Raw genomic sequence first — 20,159 nt, 5'->3', positions numbered from 1 at the left:
ATGATTAAGTCCGCAACATTGTATACAAACAATCTAAAAGCATTACGACGTTTTTACGGCAACGTGTTGGAACTCGATATGACCGAGTCAACAGCTGAGCACTTCACAGTTCGGATCGGTGAATCTCATCTTACATTCAAAAAGTCGGACGAACCGGCTTTCTATCATTTCGCCATCAACATTCCGGGCAATCAATTTTCCATGATGAAATATTGGATAACGGACCGCATTACGCTAAACCGTGAAGAAGGACGGGATGAAGTATATTTTCCAAGCTTTGACGCGGATTCAATGTATTTCGAAGACCCGGTCGGCAATATTGTTGAATTAATCGGTCGAAGAAAACGTGATCTATTTGGTGATCTAACAAAAGAATCGTTCTTGAGTTTAAGCGAGATTGGAATGGCGACACCACACATCGTTGAAGTCGGCGACGAGCTGCAAGACCTCGGAATTCCGCTGCGCGACGGGATTGAAGTGGAGCCAGATGAGCTAAACTTCCTTGGACGTGGAGATGCATTCATCGTCCTCGTTCCGCTAGGCCGCCGCTGGTATTTTTCAAAAAAGGTGTCTGAATTATATCCGCTTGAACTAACGTGGAATGAGACAACTATTAAATTAAATGAGGAAGGAAAACTTTCATCTCAATAAATAACATGAAGCCGGTTGCAACTATGCAATCGGCTTGATTTATGTACTGGCATCGAATGTTTTTTCCATTTGAACTCCTTCTGTTATAATTGAAACCGAATGAATGAGAAATAAGGTGAAGCGATGGATTTCATATGGACGTTGTTATTTATGGCTGTTATTGGGGCAGTAATTGGCGGATTTACAAACCATTTGGCGATTAAAATGTTGTTCAGGCCCCATGAGGCAAAATATATCGGAAGCTGGCGTCTTCCATTCACACCAGGGTTAATTCCAAAACGGCGTGACGAACTTGCCGTACAACTGGGGAGGACGGTTACAAACTACTTAGTCACTCCCGACGTATTGCGCAACAAATTATTGACGCCTGAAATGGAAAGAAAAGCGGAAGCCTTCTTCCAGAGTAAGCTTGAAGAGCACGTTCTTCAATCGGACAAGACGTTGCATGATTGGCTGCAAGTGGCGGGAGCAACTGACATTGTGGACAAGGCGGAACAAAAACTCGATTCACTAATTGATGCCCAGCTAATGAGCGCGCGTACAAAATTGACGTCAGGCACGATTGAAGAAATTGTTCCATTGGATTGGCAGGAGCGGGCGAGAGCACATATTCCTGAAATGACAAACTATATCTTGAAGCAATCCGAGCAATTTGTCGATTCCGATGAAGGTAAAGTGATGTTCCAAAAATTAATTAATGATTTCCTTGAGTCGAAAGGGACGCTTGGCGGCATGTTGAACATGTTCTTCGGCGATTCCAGTTCTCTCGTCGTGAAGGTGCAGCGGGAGGCGTTGAAATTCATTAATGCGCCAGGCACTTACAATCTCTTACATTCATTAATTGATAAGGAATTTACGAAGCTGCAAAAACGTCCGATGGCGGAATTGCTTGCCGGCTTCAATTGGGATGGACTTTTCACATCCATTAAAGCATATGCTAACAAAGAATTAGCGATGAACTCGCGTCTGGATAAAACAATTCAAGATTACTGGCCGGCGGGTTCCGAATGGACTGCGGAAAACTTGACACCAAAAGTTACGCAATTCGCTTTTGATCAAGCCCAAAAGCAGCTGGAACAATCATTGAAAAAGTTAAAGCTTGACGAAATTGTTAAGGAACAGGTCGATTCATTCCCAGTTTCTGTACTGGAAGATCTCGTTCTAGGTATTTCAAGGCGCGAATTCAAAATGATCACTGTCCTTGGTGCGTTTTTAGGTGGTATCATCGGAATCGTGCAAGGATTGATTGTCTTTTTCACAAACTACTCGTAGGGGGAATAACTAATGACTGTAAATATTTATGATGACTTAAACAAATTGGAATCTACACTTCGGAAAACTGCCGAATATGCAGAGGTGAAAAACGCGATTGAGGAAGTGAAGAACGATGAGCAGGCGTTAGAACTGTTCAAGAGCTTCCGTAAAATCCAAATGGACCTTCAACAAAAGCAAATGCAAGGCGAAGAAATTGCGCATGAAGAATTAGAGTATGCACAAAAAACAGCGCAATTGGCTCAACAAAATGAAAAAATTATGCAAATGCTTCAAGCCGAAATGAATCTGAGCGGCCTAATTGAAGAAGTGAACCGCGTCTTAATGAAACCGGTTCAGGAAATGTATGAATCAATGCAATAAAACCGGCTTAGCCGGTTTTTTTATGTTATTATTTCAGGTAGTCAAAGCCGTTACGAAGAACGGCTTTTGCGAACAGAGGTCTTCTGCGACCCTAAGGGAGCAATATTTTCTGCGACCCTAAGGGAGCAAAAGCGTAGCGTTGAGAGCAATAATGAAAGTTGGTAGAAGAACATGCGAAAAATAATTCTAACAAAATCATTTGAACAAGATTGGATACGGATGTTCACCCATCTTGCCAACCTTTTTTTCGAGCAATCAAAAGTCACTACAGACACCGAAGATGAAGGCATCCTTATCGATCTTTCCATAAATAAAGACGGTACAACAATTGTTGCCAACGCCTATTTAACGCATAATGGCAATGAATTTAGCTCCACGTTTTCTGAACAAGTGACAACAGACGGTTCGGAAACTGAGATGCGTCAGCTGAAACGGATTTATTCCCACGTCTTCCTTGAAGTTTTAGAGCAGCTCACTGGAATGAAGCAATCGTGGGGAATTCTCACTGGTATCCGTCCGATGAAACTTTTTCATAAGTATCGCCAGCTAGGACATAGCGTCGACGAGGCGAAACGTCTCTTAATGGAAAAACATCGAATTTCGGAAGAGAAAAGTGAGCTGTTGGCAACGATTGAACGTGTGCAGCTAGGGGCAATCCCGGATTTACACCAAATTCAAAACGATGTGAGCATCTACATCGGCATTCCGTTTTGTCCGACGAAATGTGCATACTGCACGTTTCCGGCGTACGCGATTCGTCGGAGAAATGGCCGGGTCGAATCGTTTCTCGACGGATTGCATGAAGAAATCCGTGAAATTGGGAAATGGTTGACGGAGCGGAACATCAAAATTACGACAATCTATTTTGGCGGAGGGACGCCGACGTCCATCGAAGCGGATGAAATGGATGCCCTCTATGAAACGATGTACAATTCATTCCCACATATGAAAGAAGTGAGGGAAGTAACCGTCGAAGCTGGACGTCCAGATACAATTACACCTGCAAAAATCGAAGTCCTGAAAAAATGGGGAATCGACCGGATTAGTGTTAACCCGCAGTCGTATACGGATGAAACGTTGAAAGCAATCGGCAGACACCATACCGTCCAAGAAACGATCGATAAATTTTGGCTGTCTCGCAACATGGGGTTGAAAAACATTAATATGGATCTGATCATCGGCTTGCCGAATGAAGGGCTTGAAGAATTCCGCCATTCGCTTGATGAAACGGAGAAAATGCAACCAGAATCGCTAACCGTTCATACGCTATCATTCAAACGGGCTTCTGAGATGACACGGAATAAAGAGAAATATAAAGTGGCAGATCGAGAAACGGTTGAACAGATGATGAAGATGGGTGAGCGATGGACGAAGGAAAACGGCTATGTTCCTTACTATTTGTACCGTCAAAAAAACATCCTCGGCAACTTGGAAAATGTCGGGTACGCGAAGCCGGGAGAAGAAAGCTTATACAATATTATCATTATGGAAGAAGTGCAAACGATCATCGGAATCGGTTGTGGTGCATCAAGTAAGTTCATGGATCCAGCAACCGGCAAGATTACGCAATTCCACAATCCGAAAGATCCTGCTGCTTATATCCTTACGTTTGAAGATTATATCGAGAAGAAAATTGAACATCTTGAAAGGATTTTCCCTCAAGTCGACCTTGACGCTTAGAAATGTGTCAAGGTTTTTTCAATTAATAAAGGGTTTCCGGCTTCCTCACCGAATAAGTAATAATGAATGGCTATTCATTACTGAAGGGGTGGAATGATTATGTACACTACAATTGAACTAACAACGGAAGGTCGGCTTGCCCGGTTGACGTTAAATAGGCCGTCATCCATGAATGCGATGGACGATGTAATGATGAAGGAATTAGCCGATGCTTTTGAAGCATTGCAATCGAATGATGATGTCCAAGTGCTCATTATTCAAGGGGCAGGAAATGCATTTTCCGCAGGTGGGGATATAAAGAAAATGATCGACCCGGATTCACCGATGGATATCGGAAACGTGATGGTTGATGTGTCGCGCTTAGCAAAAGCGTTGTACGAGCTGCCACAAATTACAATTGCTGCAATCCACGGAGCTGCCGCAGGACTCGGTTTCAGTGTGGCGCTCGGCTGTGATGTTATCATCGCTGAACAGAATAGTAAACTTGCGATGAATTTCATCGGGGTTGGGCTTGTACCTGACGGAGCGGGACATTTCTTTTTGAAAGAACGGATCGGAGTGCCGCAAGCAAAACAGCTCATCTGGTCGGGAGAAGTAATGAATGCTGAAGTTGCTAAGGAGAAGGGGCTCGTTGACGAAGTCGTTCCGGATGGCGCGGTTAGCCAAGCGGCAGATGTGCTAGCTCAGAAGTTTTTAGCGGCTCCGATTGCTGCGATGCTCGCTTCCAAGAAGATTTTACATGAACAGAAAATTGCCGAGTTAGAAAATGTGTTGCGCATGGAAAGCGAAATGCAAGTCGCGATGAGGCAGACGGAAGACCATCTGGAAGGCATTAAAGCGTTTGTTGAAAAACGTAAGCCGGAGTTTATAGGGAAATAAAAGTAGCCTAGCGCGAAGGAGTTCTCGTTATCACGGGAGGAGTTCTCATAAATCGTGGAAGAGTTCTCGTTCCTTCGCATAGAGTTCTCATTAGTCTCGGAAGAGTTCTCGTTCCGATGCATAGAGTTCTCATTAATCGTTAAAGAGTTCTCGTTCCCGCGCAAAGAGTTCTCATTAATCGTCGAAGAGTTCTCGTTCCCGCGCAAAGAGTTCTCATTAATCGTTAAAGAGTTCTCGTTCCCGCACAAAGAGTTCTCATTCCATGGAACGTTACCTCAAAAAGAAAAGGACTTAATCCTCTTCTGGATTAGGTCCTTTTGATTTGTATTTAGCTGCGGTGTCCCGCCATGAGAAATATCCTCTCTCTACTGCTGAAATTAACAATTCAGCAGTCGCGATGTTCGTCGCGAGCGGAATTCCGTACACATCACAAAGTCGTAATAACGCGCTGACGTCGGGTTCATGTGGTTGTGCGGTCAATGGATCACGGAAGAAGAGGATCAAGTCCAACTTCCCTGTAGCGACCATCGCACCGATTTGCTGGTCTCCGCCAAGCGGACCTGACATCATCCGGTTAACGTGAAGCCCTGTCTCTTTCATAATGCGTGTTCCGGTTGTACCTGTTGCATATAACTCATATTTTGAAAATACATGTTTGTACGCAATCGTGAAATTTACCATTTCATCTTTTTTCTGATCGTGGGCAATAAGTGCAATGTTCAAAAGAAGCACCTCCATACAATGGCTTACATGTTTAACATATCACAGGAACGTGATTGTAGCCAAACATTAAAGGTAGAGGTCGGTATGAATCAAACATGAAAAAGCAATAATTTGCCTGCAGGTGAGGCAAGGCGATGCGTTTGTTCAAGAAGATTTTTTTCTTCAAGTAATGCATGTCCTTGTTCTTTTGCTAGTTCATCTGTCTCCGCTGTAAATGTTTCTTCTGTAATTAATTTTCCTGTTTTATCATATGCCGTCAATTTATACGTTCTCAAGTAGCTCATCCTTCCGTATCTTTTCTCCATTATACTATGAATGATCAGAAAATGAATATCTATTCATTTTAAAAAGATAGATTTGAAACGTATGTGAAACTTTTTCCAATGCTACACGTAATAGATTGTAGGCTGAATAGGGAAGGGAGACATAAAATGGCATTACAACTTGAAAACGTAACGAAGCGGTTCGGGAATTTCACCGCTGTCGATCAGTTGAATTTAAATGTGGAGAAAGGCTCCATGTACGGATTTCTCGGTGCGAACGGGGCGGGTAAGACGACGACGTTCCGGATGATTTTAGGATTGCTGAACGCGAATGAAGGACATATCACATGGAATGGTAAAACAATTTCCTACGCAACGAGTCCTGAAATCGGCTATTTGCCGGAAGAACGTGGACTTTATCCGAAGATGAAAGTGGAAGATCAGCTCGTTTTCCTCGGTGAGCTGCGAGGTATGAAAAAGGCGGATGCAAAGAAGGCCATTCATTATTGGCTGGAACGGTTTGAAGTGTCGCAAAACAAGAACAAAAAAGTGGAGGAGCTGTCGAAAGGAAATCAGCAAAAGATCCAAGTGATTGCGGCTCTCATGCATGATCCGAAACTACTCATCCTCGATGAACCGTTTTCCGGCCTCGATCCGGTGAATGTAGAAATGTTGAAGAAGGCAATTATTGATTTCAGGAATAACGGAGCAACGATTCTATTTTCCAGCCATAGGATGGATCATGTAGAGGAATTATGTGAGAAATTGAGCATTATCCATCATGGCAAGCAAATTGTAAGTGGCTCACTGAGAGATGTGAAGCGATCGTTCGGCAGGCAAAATGTGCGGATTCGTTCCGATTATGATTTATCGAGGCTCGATAATTTACCAGGCGTCATTTCCGTCGCTCATTCCGTCGAAGGGGCTGTCTTCCAAATCGAGGAGGACGACGTCGCGAACAATTTACTAACAACTGCATTGCAGGCGGGGCCGGTCCGTCATTTTGAAATTGAAGAGCCTTCCTTGCAAGACATTTTTATCGCAAAGGTAGGGAAAGAATATGCGTGAGTTTTGGATTATTTTTAAACAAGCATTTATTGAAAAGGCCAAGTCAAAGTCTTTCACGATTACAACGGTCATTATGATTGCTGCCATCTTCCTTATCGCGAACATCTCGAAGATCATTGATACGGTTCAAGACGTGACCGGGGCTGGAAGTTCACAGAACGTACTCCAAGTTGTTGATACGAGCGGAATGCTCGTTGATAAGTTGCAGGAGCAATTGGCATACGGGGAATCTGACATCATTATCGAAGGGGCCGACGAATCCGATAACGTTCTTACCGATAAAGTATCGTCTGGAGAAATCGATTCATTCCTTAGCTTGTCTGTCGATGAACAAGGAACAATCCGTGCAAAGTATACGACGATGAGCATGATGGATTTTTCAATGCCGATGCGTATCCAGGACGCATTGCAAACGATTCAGACGTCAATGAAAGCGGAGGAGCTTTCGCTAACGGGTGCCGAAGTGCAAACATTATTTACACCAATCCTGTTTGAGCAGAAAAACGTTTCTCCTTCTGCGAAGTCGGAAGAAGAGCTACACCAGGCGAGAATTCTCGTCTATGTCCTCATGTTTGTTATCTATTTTGCAGTCATTTTGTATTCGAGCATGATTGCAATGGATGTTGCGAATGAAAAATCTTCGCGCGTCATGGAAATTCTCATTTCGAGCGTGTCGCCTGTGAAGCATATGTTTGCGAAAGTGCTCGGAATCGGATTTTTAGGGATTCTACAAATTGTCATTTACGGAGTTACAGGCTATATCGCTATGAAAACATCTGCAACGGAAGTGCCTGGTGGGGTTTCTGATTTCTTCAGTATGAAGGATGTTAGCGTCAGCACATTGGTTTATGCGGCGGTGTTTTTCATCCTCGGCTATTTCCTCTATGCGACACTTGCTGCATTACTAGGTTCGTTAGTGAGTAGGACAGAAGACGTTCAGCAAATGATCATGCCGATGTCGATGCTTATTGTGGCGGCATTCATCATCTCGGCGAGTGGATTAGGCAATCCTGAGCTCGGTTATGTGACATATGCCTCATACTTCCCATTCTTTACACCGCTCGTCATGTTTTTACGGGTAGGTATGCTCGATTTGCCGATGTGGGAACCGTTACTAGGAATTGGGATTATGCTGTTAACAATTATTATACTCGGCTGGTTTGGTGCGCGTGTGTACCGTGGCGGAGTTCTTATGTACGGACCTTCTCGATCGTTAAAAGACATTAAAAAAGCGATTCAATTAGGAAAAGAATAAAGGAAAGCCGTTTTTCGTCGGATAGCTCGACGGACAGCGGCTTTTTCCATATCTAGCTCTCGTTAAAATACGCTGTTAGTTATTTCTAATACCCTTTCACATATGGTAAAATTAGAACAAATATTCGACAGAGGGGAAGATGCTTGTTGTCTACGATTCGGTTTATACATACGGCAGATTTGCATCTCGATAGCCCGTTCAAAGGGATGACGGGCCTACCACCAGCACGTTTACATGAATTGCGGGAAAGCACGTTTACCGCATTCAATCGATTAATTGACTATGCAGTGAAAACGTCACCGGACTTCTTACTAATTGTCGGGGATATATATGACGGTGAAGATCGAAGCTTGCGTGCACAGCGAAAATTCCAAGAAGGAATGGAAAAGCTGCACGAAGCGGGGATTCCTGTCTATGTCACGTACGGGAACCATGATCATTTAAGTGGAAACTGGACTCGTTTCGAGCTGCCACCAAATGTCTATGAATTTTCAGGAGAAGTGGAAGAGGTTTTGTTAACGGTTAGAGGGATGGACGTCGTTTTCCACGGCTTTAGTTACCCGAACAGGCATGTCCGGGAAGAAATGATTAGCAAATACCCCGCCGCTTCAGACAATCAGTCCTTCCATATCGGGCTGTTGCACGGTAGCATCGCAGGAAATGATACGCACGCGGTGTACTCACCTTTTACGATTGGAGAGTTGCAGTCGAAGCAGTACGATTATTGGGCGCTAGGCCATATCCATGTACGTCAGCATTTGTCGGAAGATCCGCCGATCGTTTATCCGGGAAATATTCAAGGACGTCACCGGAATGAATTAGGCGAAAAAGGATTTTACGAAGTGGAGCTTAGTAAATCGGAGACAAATTTTTCATTTGTACCGACAGCTGCCGTTCATTTCGGGAAAATTCAAATCCCATCTGTCAATATTCGGCATGCGAATGAATGGCTTGCTGCTTGCGAAGAAGCGCTTCTTTCATTCGCAACAGAGCATGGGCCATCTGTCGTTGATGTTGAAATCGTTCATCTCGACGATGAAACGGCCGCATTTTTTGCACAAACAGCTGAAGACGTTTGGCTTGAAGCCATCCGCGAAGTGATGGATGGAAATGACCCGTTTGTATGGGTGCAACGCTTAACCGTTACAGCTACTCATGATTATAAAGAGAATAATGCGCTTGTAGAATCAGTAATTGGTCAAGTCGACGGCTGGTCGTCTGACGAATGGAAACAAGTGCTAGGAGATGTGTATCAACATATACGGACTGCCCGGTACCTTGATCCGTTAACCGATGAGGACATCCGGGATTTACGAAGTGAAGTTGAAAAGCTCCTGTTGAATGAGTTGCCAACAGTGATGGGGGTGAATCGGTGAAAATACGAAAACTAGTTATATATGGCTTCGGGAAGCATGAAAACAAGACGATTGACTTTAGTGACGGCATAAATATAATCTACGGCCACAATGAAGCAGGAAAGACGACGATCCAACAATTTATCGTGCAAACGCTTTTCGGCTTTCCGCAAAAAAATAGCGCACAGCTACGCTACGAACCGAAAGCGGGTGGGAAATTTGGCGGCCAAGTTCATTTGCATGATGAAGTCCATGGCAACTGCATCATCGAACGGGTTCAAGGAAAATCAGCAGGGGACGTCACCGTCTATTTCGAAGATGGTACACAAGGCGGGGAGGAAGCTGTTAAAGCGTTAGTTAGGCAGTACGACCGTGCTTCGTTTGAATCGATTTTCTCTTTTTCTCTTCTCCAATTGCAAGGTTTCGAGCGGATGGACGAGACCGAATTGAGCCGTACGCTCCTATCGTCAGGCACAACTGGCGTCGACACATTATTACGTGTTGAAAAAAAGATGGAGAAGGAATTAGGGGATTTATTTAAAAAAACCGGACGGAACCCTGAAATGAACGTCAGAGCGACGGAATTGAAGGAAATGGAAAAAGAACTGAAAATCGAACAGGAACGGATTTCGGCATTTGCTCCGAAAATGGACCGAATCTATCAAATTGAAAAGGAATGGCAAGAAGCGACACGAGCGCATGAAGTATTAAGGGAGCAACATCGGGCTCTTGAACGGGAACTGCAATTGTTGCCATTGAAAGAAAGAAAACGGAAACTTGTAAGTAGACTGGACGAAGTACGGACAACTTCCTTTCCGTCTGACGGCATTCGCCGTTATGAAATAATCAGCGGCAGACTAACTGAAATGGAAGCGAAGCGCCGGGGTCTAGAAACAGAACTAATGACGTTGGCTAAGCAGATGCCAAGTTATCCGCATCCGGAACAACTTTCGGAAATTGAACGTTTGCTTGCGCGTGAGCCGGAATGGCATGATTGGCGCTCGACACGTAGTTCGATGCGTGAAAATAGGGAACAGCTGATTGTGAAGCGGCACCGTCTGTTGGATCGTTTAGGGGTAGATACGTCCGAAGCTATGTTACAGGCGGACGTTTCAATTCACCAAGAAGAGCATTTATATGAACAGCTGCAAGGGTTAGCTAAATTTGATCAACAGCTAGGGTATATGGATCGGCAACTTACCGAATTGGAGATTGAACTACGCGATATTCGAAATGAACAGCTTCTATTGCAAAATAATTCTCCTTCTGAAGAGGAGAAGAGACAAGCAGATGAATGGCCGAGAATCCAGAGCAAATTAGCTGAAGCAAACGCATATGTTCAAATGCGACGGTCGAATCGAAATAATGGAAATTCGCAATTGCTGTTTATCCTCCTTAGTATGGCTGCTATTATATCCGTAGTAGGATTGTTCATTGACTCGTGGATTGTTGTCGGACTTGGTGCGTGTCTTGCGGTCATAGCTGCAGTTATGAAACTTGGCAAACAAAGCAGTCAACCGTCTCAAAAGGGCGTTGAAATGGACCGTTACGTCAAAACTTATGGCGGTCAGGAAGCGAAGATGGAAACTATCGTTGAAAAAGTAAACGCCTATAGACAGAAGAGAAGCCGGCTCGCGGAAGCATCTAAGACGATTGAACGAAAAATGGGGATGTTAGAGGAAGAGTATGGGGAAATCGTGCAGGAGAAAGAACAACTTGAAGATTTCTTAAGCGGATTTTTTCTTGCATACGGATTAACGAAAATCCCGAATCCTGGTATTCTTCATGAGTTTTTTGGAATGGTACGCTCGTTGCAAGAGATTGAACGAGAACTGGAAGAGATCACTGTACAATTGGAAGCAGTACAGAAAAAAATCCATTTGAGGACAGTAGAAGTCGAACAGCTTCTTTCGACCGACGTACAAGAATCATCACTCTATGATAAATTGCGAACGGAATACATCTCGTTAAAAGAGAAGATGCAGTCGTTTAAATCGATGACACATCGGATGGAAGAATTTCAAATGCAGAAGCAAGAAGCGGAAGAGCATGCGGCTTCTTTGCGCAGTCAACAACAAGAGCTATTCACTGAAGCAGGAGTGGAGTCGGAAGACCTGTATTATAAAGCGTATGGTGAATTTCAAGAAACGCTGACATTGACGCAGCAAATTAAAGATATTGAATCACAGATATATGTACATGGCGCTGTTGAGAACGATAGTGGACGGACTGAAGACGAGCTTCGAATAGAAATCGACAAAGCCGATAATGAACTATCCAATCTGGAAGATAAGATGAGTGCGCTTGTGAAGGAAAAGACCGCATTGGAAGTTGAGACGGAGAAGCTGTTAACAGATGATTCCTATCAACGGAAACAGCAATTGTTTGAAATGAAGAAGGCTGAGTTTGCTGAGCTTACGAAACAATGGTCAATCCGCCAAGCAGTTGTTGAAGCGATAAAAGGAATGATGAACGAATTAAAGGAGAAAAAGCTGCCGGAAGTGCTGGACAGAGCGGAAACATTGTTCAGTGAACTGACGGATGGTGCATATTCGTCTCTCGTATTATCGGAGAGTGGTTTATTCCAAGCAGTTACTCCAACTGGTCAACATTATCCAATTATCGAGCTAAGTCAGGCGACAAAAGAACAGGCGTATATTGCATTGCGATTATCGCTTGCGGCTGCAAAAAAGAAAACAGCTCCTTTTCCGCTATTGTTAGATGATCCTTTTGTTCACTTTGATGAATCGAGATTTTCGCGTATGATGGCAATAATGGAGCGGCTAAGCATGAAGCATCAGTTCATCTACTTCACATGTCATGATAAGATAGTAGAATACTGGACAAATGCAACGATTATTAACGTTTCCGACATTGGAAGCGCCAAGGGGGCGATGACAAGATGAGAAAATTAATGGAACACCAAGTCGGGGAGCCGATTGATCTTTATCTACTCATTAAACAATCGACGAAAGGCATTACCCAGCAAGGAAGCCCTTTCATGACACTCATTTTGCAAGATAAGAGCGGTGATATGGAAGCGAAGCTTTGGGATACAGGTGAAGAGCAAGAGCAGCTCTATACGGCTGCGACAATTGTCAAAGTCGGCGGAGAAGTCCATGAGTACAGAGGAAAAAACCAGCTACGCATTAAAAGCATTCGTCCGGCGAAGGAAGATGAAGGTGTGACAATTTCAGACCTCGTTCCGTCTGCAGCAAAGAGTAAGGAAGTTCTTTTTGAAGAACTACTGCAGTATTTCTTTGAAATGAAAAACCCACATATTCAGCGGATTACGCGGCATCTTCTGAAAAAACACCAAGCTGATTTTCTCGTTTACCCGGCTGCGACGAGGAATCACCACGATTATGTGTCAGGGTTGCTCGATCATGTCGTATCCATGCTGAAGCTCGGTAAAGCGATTGCCGAATTATATCCGTCTTTAAACAAAGACTTGCTCTATGCGGGTATCATTTTGCATGACGTCGGAAAAGTAATTGAGCTATCCGGACCTATCGGCACACAATATACGGTGGAAGGGAACTTGCTCGGCCATATTACAATTATGGTGAATGAAATATCGAAAGCAGCAGATGAACTTGAAATTGAAGGAGAAGAAGTAATGCTTCTTCAACATATGGTGTTATCCCACCACGGTAAAGAGGAGTGGGGAAGCCCGAAACGTCCGATGCTGATGGAAGCGGAAATCCTTCATTATATCGATAATATTGATGCGAAAATGAATATGCTCGATCGGGCGATGTCCAAAACGGCGAATGGAGAATTTACGGAAAGAATTTTCCCTCTCGATAACCGATCGTTTTACAAGCCGAATATTGAATGAGTAAAGGGCTGCCGCAAGTCGATGAAAGATCGATTTGCAGGCAGCCCTTTTTATGTTATTTCTTTTCTTTATCTTCTGTTGCTGGTAAGTAAACGTCCAAAGCTGTTTTGAACTCATCGACTTTAATGTCGACGTCAGCATCTTTAATGAGCTGTTGGAGTTTCTCTTCAAACTGAACTCGTTTTAAACCGTCTTCAACCGCATCTGCAATTTCCTCATCCGATTTATCGGTTTCCGCATTGCGAGTATCGAGCAATTCAATAATATGGGATCCGAAGCTTGTCTTTACAGGCTCGCTAAGCTCGCCTTTTTTAAGAGCGTACGCTGCATCTTCAAACTCTTGTACCATTTTTCCAGTGCCAAACCAACCGAGGTCGCCCCCTGTTTGTTGTGCAACAGGCTCAGTAGAGTATTCTTTCGCCAATTCAACGAAATCTCCACCTTCGTTCAGTTTCGTCAATACCTCTTGCGCAGTTTTTTCGTCTTTCACAAGGATATGGCGCGCGTGAAGTTCAGTTTTTGCACGTTCTACGCCTTTAGCAATATCTTCTTCAGACACTTTCAACGACTCGATCATCTTCGTCTGAAGCATTTCGAATTTCACATTTTTCTCGTAGAATTTTTCAGAAATTCCGTTTTGTAGGAGATACAGTTCGAAACTGTCCCCGAACATATCTTTTCGTGCTTTAACTTCATCTTTCCATTCCTTATCAGAAACTTTAAATTCTGTTTCCAACGCTTGTTGAAGAAGCAAATTCTCGACTACTTGTACACCGATTGCATCTTTCATTTCTTCATATAGCTCTTCTTTTGTAATATTTCCGACTTTAGTTGTTGCAAGGATTTCATCGTCAGCCGCTTTTTGATCGTTACAAGCTGCAAGCGTTAGTACCGAAGCCGCCATTGTTATAGCAAGGACTGTTTTTTTCATGTGCATTTTCTCTCCTAACTTTTCTATACAACAATTGAAACTATACCATATAAACGATGATAAAACAAAAAAGGTTCCTTGCCTAAATGCCTAAAACGTCCAATATCGCAAGCATAGGATACATAGAGAGGGGAGGTGCTCCAATGAGTGGATATAGCCACGGCTCTTCTGGATTTGCTCTGATTGTTGTGTTGTTCATTTTGTTGATCATCGTCGGAGCTGCATACTTGTACTAAAAGCAAAAGCCCAACTCCCTAATACAGGGGGTTGGGCTTTTCAGCTTTTATACATTCAGTAGCACTTCCAAGTAGAACGAAAGAATTAAAATCGTAATAAGGATATTAACAGTGCGATATATTTTTGGTTGCTTTTCTTCAGGGATTTCCCGCGATTGACATAGCGCGAACGTCATCTTGTTGATTTGGAATAAATAAAATAATGAAAACATCACAGTGACGATAAGGATCAAATCAATTCCTCCTCTTTAAACCTCCATTTCATCATAGCAGAATCATCCGGAAAATGACATTATTTTTCTTCGACCGTTTGTAATTCAGCAATTTCAGCAATTTCCCAAGGTTCCCTTTTGTGACCGAGATCATCGTCAAAAGTGTGATCAATCCGATTGAAGCCTAGTTCGAAGATTTCCATGAAATCTTCCCCGTAAATATTGCGGATGACAGACATTACTTCTAAAAACTCAGGGAACTTCCCGTATATGCTTTTGATTGGAAGCGATCCTTCCAGTATTTCATGCTTGGAATCATGATAGTGTTCATTCATGCCAAGAAGAAGTTCTTCGCCTTCTTCGGTGACGGATACATATGTATTACGACGGTCATCGTCCTTCTTGAAAAACTTTAAGTATCCTCGTTCTTCAAGTTTTTTTGAAAAGTTGAATGCGGTTGAGACGTGCATGACGCCAAATTTCGCGATGTCTGAAATTGTTGCGCCTTGCAGGTGGTAGGAAATCCAAAGAATATGATGCTCATTAATATTTAAGTCAAAAGGTTTTATCCATTGTTGCCAATCCTTTTCGACTGCTTTCCATAGTGCTTTTGACATCTGGGCGACACGTTGGCTATAAATCATTGCTTCTTTGTAAGAAAACTTTTGCTCAGTCATGAAATACCCTCCAACATCAAATAGTAATCTTTTTTCATTATAGCAGGAAAATTTCAAATAAAATAGTTGAATTGCAAAAATACTATTTATTCTTAATTGAATCGATGTGAAAATGTGTATATGGGGCGATTTTCCAATAGGTTTTCTTGTGATTAAAAATGTAATGTAATCGTTGATTTCCGTTTCAGGCGGACGCTTTCCGCGGGCACGGCTTCAGCCAATCGGACCACGAAGAGTTCGATTTGCCGTATTTCCGCGCTCTTTGCGGAAATTAAGGCATCCTGCAATTTCCTGCTCGCAACGCTGCGCTTGTGCTCGCAAACGCCGTTCTCCGTAACGGCGTTCGCAGGAGTCGAGCACCTGCACTCCAATCAACTAAGGGTTTACCTGGATTAATTAAACGTTGTATGTCTCATATTACTAAATAATGAAACTTGTTACTTATTAAGAACGTACTAAATAGTAGGAATGCAATAATTCGATTTACTAAACAGAATTGGCAAGGTCATCCTTAGGAACATTTACTATTGCCAAATTGTAGACATGAAAAAGATACACAAATTTTACTTCAACATAGAAAAGATCGGGATATATGGGGAATACCAGGGGGAGTCATGGAGCCTGGGGAAACTTTTATTGAAACTGCTGTACGTGAAACATTCGAGGAAACAGGATTGACAGCTGAACAATTACAATTGTTTGGACTTTATTCGGGTGAAGAAGGGTTTTCAGAGTATTTAAATGGAGATAAAATATACAGCGTCCAAATTATTTTCCATTCTAGTAGTTTTTCAGGAAAGCTAATTCATAACACTGATGAAAGTCACGAACATCGATTCTTTTCACGAGACAACCTACCACACTTGCTACCGAATCAAGAGCCATTCATTCAGGATTGGGTAAGGCAAGTGAGCCTGCCAGTAATAAAATAATTGTTACTGTCTCGACAGTGAAATTCAGCAGAGGGAAGGGGGCAACTTCAGTCTTAAGGAAGCACCGGAAGAAATCGAATTTAAGAATCTTGAACTCGAAGTTGATCACGGATTAAAGATAACTGCAGATATTTACTATGGTAGTACTGTGGAGGTAGGTTGTTCAAGATGTACTATATCCAATGTGGAAGAGGGCATTAGGGTAACAATTAAATGGGACAATGTAAACGAAGAATCCATTCTCCTGGAGGAAAAGCGTTGATCCTTGTAATAGACTACGTTGTTTTTGCACTTTTGTACTTTAGTTGAGATCGTTGAGCTGCTTGGACAGCTCTTTTATTTTGTTCCACTAACGCAACAGGTTAGATTAAAAGGTGAAGATTAACGTGTGTTGTGGAGGTGAAGAAAGAATGAAAGGAAGAGTCTATATTAAAAAACGCTATTTTATTATCTTAATACTACTAATGACAATAATTTTACTCGGTCCTTCCTTCTTAGGAGGATATTTTTGGACAGAGCGTTCTGCAATTAGAGATTCATTTCCGAATGAAGATGGGACTGTAGTCTTTGAAAAGGATTTTAAAAACAAAAAGGTTGTTATTTGGGATACAGGTCAAAATAAATATATCAAACTTATAGAGAATAACTTTCTTTACCGTCCTATCTTAGTAAGTGGGATAGATGCTAAAACATCAGATAAAAAGATGAATGTAACTTGGTCGGCAACTAATCGGGAGGGAGAAATCTACGATACACTCTTTGCGGCAGAAGTTCTTGATGAAGACATTGTGAAAGTTATTGTTAGTAATGAAAAGGCGAATTTAGAAGGTGAAAAATTATCATTAAAAGAAGTAGAAGAACAATCGACTATATTTGTAGAATTAGATGTTAATGATGGTGTTGCGGCACATTATATCTTAATTCCTTATTTGGAAGTTGGAAACTTTATTTTTCGTGGAGTTGATGCGGAAGGTAATGTTGTATCTATTTTTTAAGCTAGTTGAAGACTAACGGGTGCTTTAGTCAAGTAGTGCCATGTCTTTTAAGACGTCTAGGGAATTAGCGAATTGAAAGGTAAAATAGGTTTTTGGGGCGTTAATCCATTAAAGAATTAATGTCCCTCTTTATAGAAATAATAGAACTAAAGAGGCAGGTTGGTTGAACAAGAGGAGATGGAATCTTAAGGGGTGATATAAGTGAAGAAACGGGATTTTGTAATACCATTGTTAATTGCAATCACATTAATATTTTATATAAGTGGATATAGGTTTACGGCGTTAAGCGCTGCCAAAAGTAATTCTTTTCTTCCAAAAAATGCAGAGTTGATGGATCAATATGAAACGGGTTCATCCGTTATTTTTTTATTTAATATCGCTGAAGAAGAGAGGTATCAAACTGTACTATCTGAAAAGTCAGGTGTGCTTTTTCGTAGTACCGTATCAACCGTTATTCCGTATAGTACTGATAAAATTCAAACAGTTGGAGGGATGAGCATTACCACTAGAAATGATGAAGCCACCTTATTGAGTGTAATCTCATACGATGAAGAAGTCGCATATATAGAGGCTGGTGTCGAGCCTTATGTGGAAAGAAAGGAAATAAACAAAGGAGAACGTATTTCTTTCTTGTTTCCTTTTAGTAAGCAAATAGACTTTCTCTACCCAGCAGCATTTAATAAGGACGGTAAAAAGCTTTATTATTACGGATATCCAAAAGATACAAATGTGCTTAAGAGCGAGGATTTTAAGTGGCATAAAATCGAAGAATAATAATAAAAAAATTTCACTAACGGAGCAGGTTAGTTGAATAACACGTGTTAAAGTAATGGAGTTTTTTAACTGATGAGGTTAGAAATGGAGTTGACGTTAGGACTAATCATCTGCTAAGCAATTACCCAAGATTTATAAGGAGTGTTATTTATGAGGGAGTATGAGTCTTTTTTCTTTAATAGAATTTTCAGAAATGAAAACATTGAATTTTTCTTAATTGGTGGGGTTAACAACCAGGAAAACTTTACTGAACTTTGGGATGGAAGAGAGACTAAGTTATTAGGATATTTGACGATTTTCACAGACGTCGAGCTTGTTCAAGAGCTTGAACAATTGAACTTAATTCATTTATTAGAAGGAGTAAGTCTAGACAACGAGAGAATTATTAAGCATACAAGAAAATTCATTGAAAATATGACGATTTCAAAAAAACATTTAGACATCGAGAATGTTAAAATTTATAACACTCAAATTAATGCGAATGGAACTAGTCCTCCTTATAATGATTTTATTAAGAGTGTTATTCAAAATGACGTTCCTTACAATTTAATAGAAAAACTCAAGTTTCCGCGTAAATTTAATGAATAGGAGGAAGAAAAAATGAAGAAATTTATTGGGATGTTCATTGTTGTACTGATTTCAATAGGGGTAGCTGATGTGTTACAAGGATTTATTTTAACACTAATGTATACACCGAATCATTACTCACAAGGTACTCAAGAAATGGCGACCTATCTGCAATACATAATTTCAGCTATAACGGTAACCTTAGCCCTTTGGAGTATTCACAAGGTGAAAAGTTTAGTGAAAAACTCTAGTTCATCAGTTAAAGTATCATGAAGTTTTATGCATTCAAGCTTAAACTAACGGAGCAGTTTAATTGAACAAGAATTATGACGTATATATAAATATTTAACAGAAAAAGATTATGGGAGGGAGAATTATTTGTTTACTTTATATATAACGAGACATGGTGAGACTGTATGAAATACACAAAAAAGAATGCAAGGTTGGAGCGATTCGGAACTAACAGAGAATGGGATAAGTAACGCTGTATCTTTAGGAAGTAGGCTTAAAGAGATAAACTTTGATGCAATCTATACAAGCTCAAGTAGAAGAACTGTATCAACTGCTAACTTGATTAAAGGAGAAAGAAATACTCCTATCATTCTCGACGATAATTTAAAAGAAATTAATATGGGAGGGGCAAACTTTTTCTACCATAGAGGATAAGTATCCAAGGGAATTTTACTCATTTTGGAATACTCCACATCTGTATAATTCATTAGATGGTGAAAGTTTTGATGAACTTAAAAATAGAGTATTGAAAGCTATTAATTCTATACAAGAGAAATATAGTAAAGGAAATATTCTAATAGTTACTCATTCTATCGTTATTAAAACATTATTGGCATTTTTCAAAGACTATACTTTAGAAAAATTATGGGAACCACCTTTTATTCGAGATACAAGTCTAACAATAGTTGAGTTAAATGGTAAAGAAAGAAACATTGTAATAGAGGGCGATTTATCACATCGGTAGATGGAGATTCAGAAAGAGAAGTGATAGAGATGCTAAGAAGAGCTGTCGGTGCAATTGTTTTTCAAGGAAATAAATTTTTAATAGTACATAAAACCAATATTAATACCTTGGAAGGTAAACAGATTATTAAAGGGGAGTGGGACTTCATTAAAGGGGGAGTAGAAGAAAATGATAAGGATTTATACGATGGACTATTGCGTGAGTTACATGAAGAGACGGGTTCAATAGAGTATAAGGTTGTAAAAGAATTTCAAGAAAAAATTCGGTTTGATTTTCCAAGTGAGATTGAAGTAAAGATTGGATACGCTAAACAGGAAACAACGATGTTTCTCGTAGAATTTTTAGGTGATATAAACTCGCTTAGTCCAAATGATAATGAAATTAGCGACTTGAAATTTATTGAAAAAGACAAAGTAGTAGCCAAGATACGAAAGATTATTTTATAAAGTATCTAATAGTTTAGTTCGTGTTTAAAACAACTCTAAATATAAGCTTTGTGAAACATTTCA

General features: G+C 41.1%; 22 protein-coding genes and 1 pseudogene. 18 read left to right on the top strand and 5 right to left on the bottom strand.

Going from position 1 to position 20,159, the window contains the following annotated elements; all coding sequences use genetic code 11:
• The 5 genes from QM454_RS01575 (at position 1) to QM454_RS01555 (ending at position 4,845) form a co-directional block, all read left to right on the top strand.
• On the top strand, positions 1-651 hold the full coding sequence (locus QM454_RS01575; RefSeq protein WP_432360717.1) for a glyoxalase: 651 nt from the start codon (positions 1-3) through the stop codon (positions 649-651).
• A gap of 123 nt (positions 652-774) precedes the next feature.
• Positions 775-1,923, top strand: coding sequence for a DUF445 domain-containing protein (locus QM454_RS01570; protein WP_432360716.1), 1,149 nt, complete (start codon positions 775-777; stop codon positions 1,921-1,923).
• Between the two features lie 12 nt (positions 1,924-1,935).
• Positions 1,936-2,286, top strand: a complete 351-nt coding sequence (locus QM454_RS01565) for a YlbF family regulator (protein ID WP_432360713.1) — start codon at positions 1,936-1,938, stop codon at positions 2,284-2,286.
• A 171-nt stretch (positions 2,287-2,457) separates the two neighbouring features.
• Positions 2,458-3,966: a coproporphyrinogen III oxidase gene (locus QM454_RS01560; RefSeq protein ID WP_432360710.1), complete on the top strand. Its 1,509-nt coding sequence runs from the start codon at positions 2,458-2,460 to the stop codon at positions 3,964-3,966.
• A 99-nt stretch (positions 3,967-4,065) separates the two neighbouring features.
• Positions 4,066-4,845, top strand: a complete 780-nt coding sequence (locus QM454_RS01555) for an enoyl-CoA hydratase (RefSeq protein WP_432360707.1) — start codon at positions 4,066-4,068, stop codon at positions 4,843-4,845.
• A gap of 291 nt (positions 4,846-5,136) precedes the next feature.
• On the opposite strand, the gene mgsA is transcribed toward QM454_RS01555, so the two are convergent.
• Positions 5,137-5,583 (bottom strand): methylglyoxal synthase, encoded by a 447-nt coding sequence (gene mgsA, locus QM454_RS01550; protein ID WP_432360704.1) that lies wholly within the window; start codon positions 5,581-5,583, stop codon positions 5,137-5,139.
• Between the two features lie 74 nt (positions 5,584-5,657).
• Positions 5,658-5,852, bottom strand: a complete 195-nt coding sequence (locus QM454_RS01545) for a YhzD family protein (RefSeq protein ID WP_432360701.1) — start codon at positions 5,850-5,852, stop codon at positions 5,658-5,660.
• A 147-nt stretch (positions 5,853-5,999) separates the two neighbouring features.
• Here QM454_RS01545 and QM454_RS01540 point away from each other — a divergent pair, with 147 nt between their 5' ends.
• The 5 genes from QM454_RS01540 (at position 6,000) to yhaM (ending at position 13,350) form a co-directional block, all read left to right on the top strand.
• Entirely contained in the window at positions 6,000-6,899 is a 900-nt protein-coding gene (locus tag QM454_RS01540; RefSeq protein ID WP_432360699.1) for an ABC transporter ATP-binding protein, read from the top strand.
• A complete protein-coding gene (locus QM454_RS01535; protein ID WP_432360696.1) occupies positions 6,892-8,154 on the top strand; it encodes an ABC transporter permease in 1,263 nt (420 codons plus the stop codon). The genes QM454_RS01540 and QM454_RS01535 overlap by 8 nt, the downstream gene beginning before the upstream one ends.
• Before the next feature lie 146 nt (positions 8,155-8,300).
• A complete protein-coding gene (locus QM454_RS01530; RefSeq protein ID WP_432360694.1) occupies positions 8,301-9,530 on the top strand; it encodes a metallophosphoesterase in 1,230 nt (409 codons plus the stop codon).
• Positions 9,527-12,415 carry an AAA family ATPase gene (locus QM454_RS01525; protein ID WP_432360691.1) on the top strand — a complete coding sequence of 963 codons (2,889 nt, stop codon included), beginning with the start codon at positions 9,527-9,529 and terminating at the stop codon, positions 12,413-12,415. Before QM454_RS01530 ends, QM454_RS01525 begins: the two co-directional genes overlap by 4 nt.
• On the top strand, positions 12,412-13,350 hold the full coding sequence (gene yhaM, locus QM454_RS01520) for a 3'-5' exoribonuclease YhaM (protein WP_432360688.1): 939 nt from the start codon (positions 12,412-12,414) through the stop codon (positions 13,348-13,350). Before QM454_RS01525 ends, yhaM begins: the two co-directional genes overlap by 4 nt.
• 55 nt (positions 13,351-13,405) lie before the next feature.
• On the opposite strand, the gene QM454_RS01515 is transcribed toward yhaM, so the two are convergent.
• A complete protein-coding gene (locus tag QM454_RS01515) occupies positions 13,406-14,281 on the bottom strand; it encodes a peptidylprolyl isomerase (RefSeq protein WP_432360685.1) in 876 nt (291 codons plus the stop codon).
• Between the two features lie 143 nt (positions 14,282-14,424).
• Between QM454_RS01515 and QM454_RS01510 the strand changes: the two genes are divergently transcribed.
• Positions 14,425-14,517, top strand: a complete 93-nt coding sequence (locus tag QM454_RS01510; protein WP_432360682.1) for a YjcZ family sporulation protein — start codon at positions 14,425-14,427, stop codon at positions 14,515-14,517.
• Between the two features lie 47 nt (positions 14,518-14,564).
• Here QM454_RS01510 and QM454_RS01505 read toward each other — a convergent pair whose 3' ends face one another.
• Positions 14,565-14,750 carry a hypothetical protein gene (locus QM454_RS01505; RefSeq protein ID WP_060210602.1) on the bottom strand — a complete coding sequence of 62 codons (186 nt, stop codon included), beginning with the start codon at positions 14,748-14,750 and terminating at the stop codon, positions 14,565-14,567.
• Between the two features lie 59 nt (positions 14,751-14,809).
• Positions 14,810-15,406, bottom strand: coding sequence for an HTH-type transcriptional regulator Hpr (locus QM454_RS01500; RefSeq protein WP_432360679.1), 597 nt, complete (start codon positions 15,404-15,406; stop codon positions 14,810-14,812).
• A 527-nt stretch (positions 15,407-15,933) separates the two neighbouring features.
• Between QM454_RS01500 and QM454_RS01495 the strand changes: the two genes are divergently transcribed.
• The 7 genes and pseudogenes from QM454_RS01495 (at position 15,934) to QM454_RS01465 (ending at position 20,096) form a co-directional block, all read left to right on the top strand.
• Complete coding sequence (locus QM454_RS01495) at positions 15,934-16,338, top strand: NUDIX hydrolase (protein ID WP_432360676.1); 405 nt, start codon at positions 15,934-15,936, stop codon at positions 16,336-16,338.
• A 410-nt stretch (positions 16,339-16,748) separates the two neighbouring features.
• A complete protein-coding gene (locus tag QM454_RS01490) occupies positions 16,749-17,333 on the top strand; it encodes a hypothetical protein (RefSeq protein WP_432360673.1) in 585 nt (194 codons plus the stop codon).
• 201 nt (positions 17,334-17,534) lie between these two features.
• Complete coding sequence (locus QM454_RS01485) at positions 17,535-18,107, top strand: hypothetical protein (RefSeq protein WP_432360670.1); 573 nt, start codon at positions 17,535-17,537, stop codon at positions 18,105-18,107.
• Between the two features lie 150 nt (positions 18,108-18,257).
• Complete coding sequence (locus QM454_RS01480) at positions 18,258-18,695, top strand: hypothetical protein (protein WP_432360667.1); 438 nt, start codon at positions 18,258-18,260, stop codon at positions 18,693-18,695.
• Positions 18,696-18,707: 12 nt separating this feature from the next.
• Positions 18,708-18,947: a hypothetical protein gene (locus QM454_RS01475; RefSeq protein WP_432360664.1), complete on the top strand. Its 240-nt coding sequence runs from the start codon at positions 18,708-18,710 to the stop codon at positions 18,945-18,947.
• 159 nt (positions 18,948-19,106) lie between these two features.
• Positions 19,107-19,650: pseudogene (locus QM454_RS01470) on the top strand (histidine phosphatase family protein); the annotation flags it as partial.
• A 29-nt stretch (positions 19,651-19,679) separates the two neighbouring features.
• Positions 19,680-20,096: an NUDIX domain-containing protein gene (locus QM454_RS01465; RefSeq protein ID WP_432363825.1), complete on the top strand. Its 417-nt coding sequence runs from the start codon at positions 19,680-19,682 to the stop codon at positions 20,094-20,096.
• The last annotated feature ends 63 nt before the right edge of the window (positions 20,097-20,159 follow it).

This window comes from Sporosarcina sp. UB5 (genome assembly GCF_050859005.1).
GTDB lineage: Bacteria > Bacillota > Bacilli > Bacillales_A > Planococcaceae > Sporosarcina.
Note: the sequence above shows the minus strand (reverse complement) of the source record. Positions and strands in the feature narration are given on the sequence as shown.